This is a genomic window from Cellulomonas septica (genome assembly GCF_012396155.1).
GTDB classification, from domain to species: domain Bacteria; phylum Actinomycetota; class Actinomycetes; order Actinomycetales; family Cellulomonadaceae; genus Cellulomonas; species Cellulomonas septica.
In genome coordinates this window covers 1-2,167 of record NZ_JAAXOY010000610.1, presented here as the reverse complement: position 1 = coordinate 2,167, position 2,167 = coordinate 1, and the positions used below count along the sequence as shown (strand labels likewise).

The 2,167-nt window shown below is 74.8% G+C and carries 2 protein-coding genes and 1 pseudogene; all 3 read right to left on the bottom strand.

The features are described 5' to 3' along the window. A partial coding sequence (locus HGA02_RS17230; RefSeq protein WP_168680423.1) for a DNA glycosylase AlkZ-like family protein occupies positions 1 to 1,007 on the bottom strand: 1,007 nt, incomplete at its 3' end. 101 nt (positions 1,008 to 1,108) lie between these two features. Then, positions 1,109 to 1,747, bottom strand: a complete 639-nt coding sequence (hpf, locus tag HGA02_RS17225) for a ribosome hibernation-promoting factor, HPF/YfiA family (RefSeq protein ID WP_124343283.1) — start codon at positions 1,745 to 1,747, stop codon at positions 1,109 to 1,111. Positions 1,748 to 1,986: 239 nt separating this feature from the next. After that, positions 1,987 to 2,167: pseudogene (locus HGA02_RS17220) on the bottom strand (phosphoribosyltransferase family protein); the annotation flags it as partial.

Below are 2,167 nucleotides of genomic sequence, written 5' to 3'. Positions count from 1 at the left end.
CCCCACACGCGCTTGGGCTCGGGGACGTAGATCTCGATGCGGTACCGCAGCCCGTACAGCTCCTCGAGGCGACGACGCTCGAAGACGAGCGGGTCGAACGGGCTGAGCAGCGCCGCGCCACGGGCCGAGCGCGGGAGCGTCGCGTCGCGGTGCCGGAAGACGGGGCGCGCCTCCCACCCGGCGACGCGCACGGGCACGAGGACGCCGTCCTCGACGAGCTCGGCGGCGGCGGTCGCCGCGAGGCGCTGCGAGATGCGGAAGTAGTCGGCCAGGCAGCCGAGCGTCCCGATCCCGTGCGCGCGTGCGGAGATCTCGACGAGCGCGCGCACCGCGGCCGCGTCGTCGGGCTCGGGCTGTGCGAGGACGTCGGGCGGCAGGACGCGGTCCGCGAGGTCGTAGCGGCGCTCGAACGCCGCGTTGCGGCCCGCCGACGTGACCTCGCCCGTGAAGAACAGGAACTCGAGCACGCGCTTCGCGACCGACCAGTTCCAGCCCCACTCGTCCCTCGACGTCGGGTGGTCGGCCTCGAAGTGCACCTGGACCTCGCTCGCGGTGAGCGGTCCGGACGACGCGAGCAGCGCGCGGATCTCCGTGAGGGCCGGCGCGTGCTGCAGCGGGACCTGCGCGATCGACCCCCACGCCTCGGTCGCGTACTTCCGCTGGCGCCAGCCGAGCAGCCGGAACGTCTCCGGCGGGACGTACGACGCCTGGTGGGCCCACGCCTCGACGAGCCGGCGCGGCGCGCGACCCGACGCGCGGTCCAGCAGCCCCGGATCGTACGGGCCGACACGCGAGAACGTCGGCATGAGGTGGGCCCGGGCCAGCACGTTCACCGAGTCGATCTGCAGGAGGCCGAGCCGGTCGACGACTTGCTGGAGGTGCCGCATCGTCGCGGGGCCCGTCCGCTCCGGACGCGGGACGTCGAGCCCCTGGGCGCGCAGCGCGACACGGCGCGCCTGCGAGAGGGACAGCGACTCGGTGGGGGCGGGGAGGCCGGCGGGAGGCACCGTCCCATCATGGCGGCGACCACCCACGCGGCCCGTGACCCGCCCGGCACGCGACGACGCCCGGCCCTCACGGGGAGGGCCGGGCGTCGTGGGACGCGGGGTCAGCCGCCGACGACGGCGGACGCGGGGGCGTCGGTGCGCACGGCGGTGTCGAGCTTGATGACGCCGTAGCTCCAGCCGCGGCGGCGGTAGGCGACGGCCGGCTGCGCGGTCTCGGCGTCGATGAAGAGGTAGAAGTCGTGACCGACGAGCTCCATCTCGTAGAGCGCGTCGTCGACCGTCATGGGCAGCGCCTCGTGGACCTTCTCGCGGATGACGACCGGCGAGTCGCCGAGCGTCGTCTCCACGGCGCCGTCGACGGGGGCGGGCGCCTCGGCGGGCTCGGGGACCTGCTCGAGGGGACGCACGTCGACAGGGGTCAGCGGAGTGTGGTTGCGGTGGTCCTTGCGACGGTCGCGTGTGCGGCGCAGGCGTTCGAGGAGCTTCCCGAGCGCCAGGTCCAGTGCCGCGTACCGGTCGTCTGCGCACGCCTCGGCGCGGATGACGGGACCCTTGTCGACGACGGTGAGCTCGACGCGCTCACAGCTGCCCGACTGACGAGGGTTGGCCTCGTGCGACACGAGGACGTCGATCCGCTGTGCGCGGGGGGCCAGCTGCTCGACCTTCGCGAGCTTCTGCTCGAGGTGTGCCCGGTACTTCGGGAGCACCTCGGTGTGCCGGCCTGCAACCACGATCTCCATGTGAGCCTCCTGGGAGGTCTGGGGCGGCTCGCGCCACCCGGCGACATGCTTCTGGTCTGCCCCGGGGGACAGTCGGGCGGCGTCACCTCCTCCCGCGCTGCGGGTCGACCTCGACTGCTTCGAGGTCGGGGGCTCCGCTGCGCCGTCGGCTCAGGCACCCACGCTAACCCCGGTCCCGGGGGTCGGACCAATCGCCGCCCGACCGGCGGACGACGAACCGGACGAGCCGCGCGAACCGGTCACCCGCGGGCTCCTCCCGCGCCCGGTCCCGGGGTGGACGCCACGGTCAGGCAGGCGACGACGCACCCGCCCGCCGCCTGCACGGCCGCGGCCGACGCCGCCACGCTCGCCCCCGTGGTGAGCACGTCGTCGACCAGCACCACGTCGCGTCCGCCCAGCACGCGGCCGGCGCCGCGCGCG

What these genes read in the sequence shown, in the direction of transcription:
- hpf (WP_124343283.1), bottom strand. Translation starts at nt 1,747, where the DNA reads ATGGAGATCGTGGTTGCAGGCCGGCACACCGAGGTGCTCCCGAAGTAC.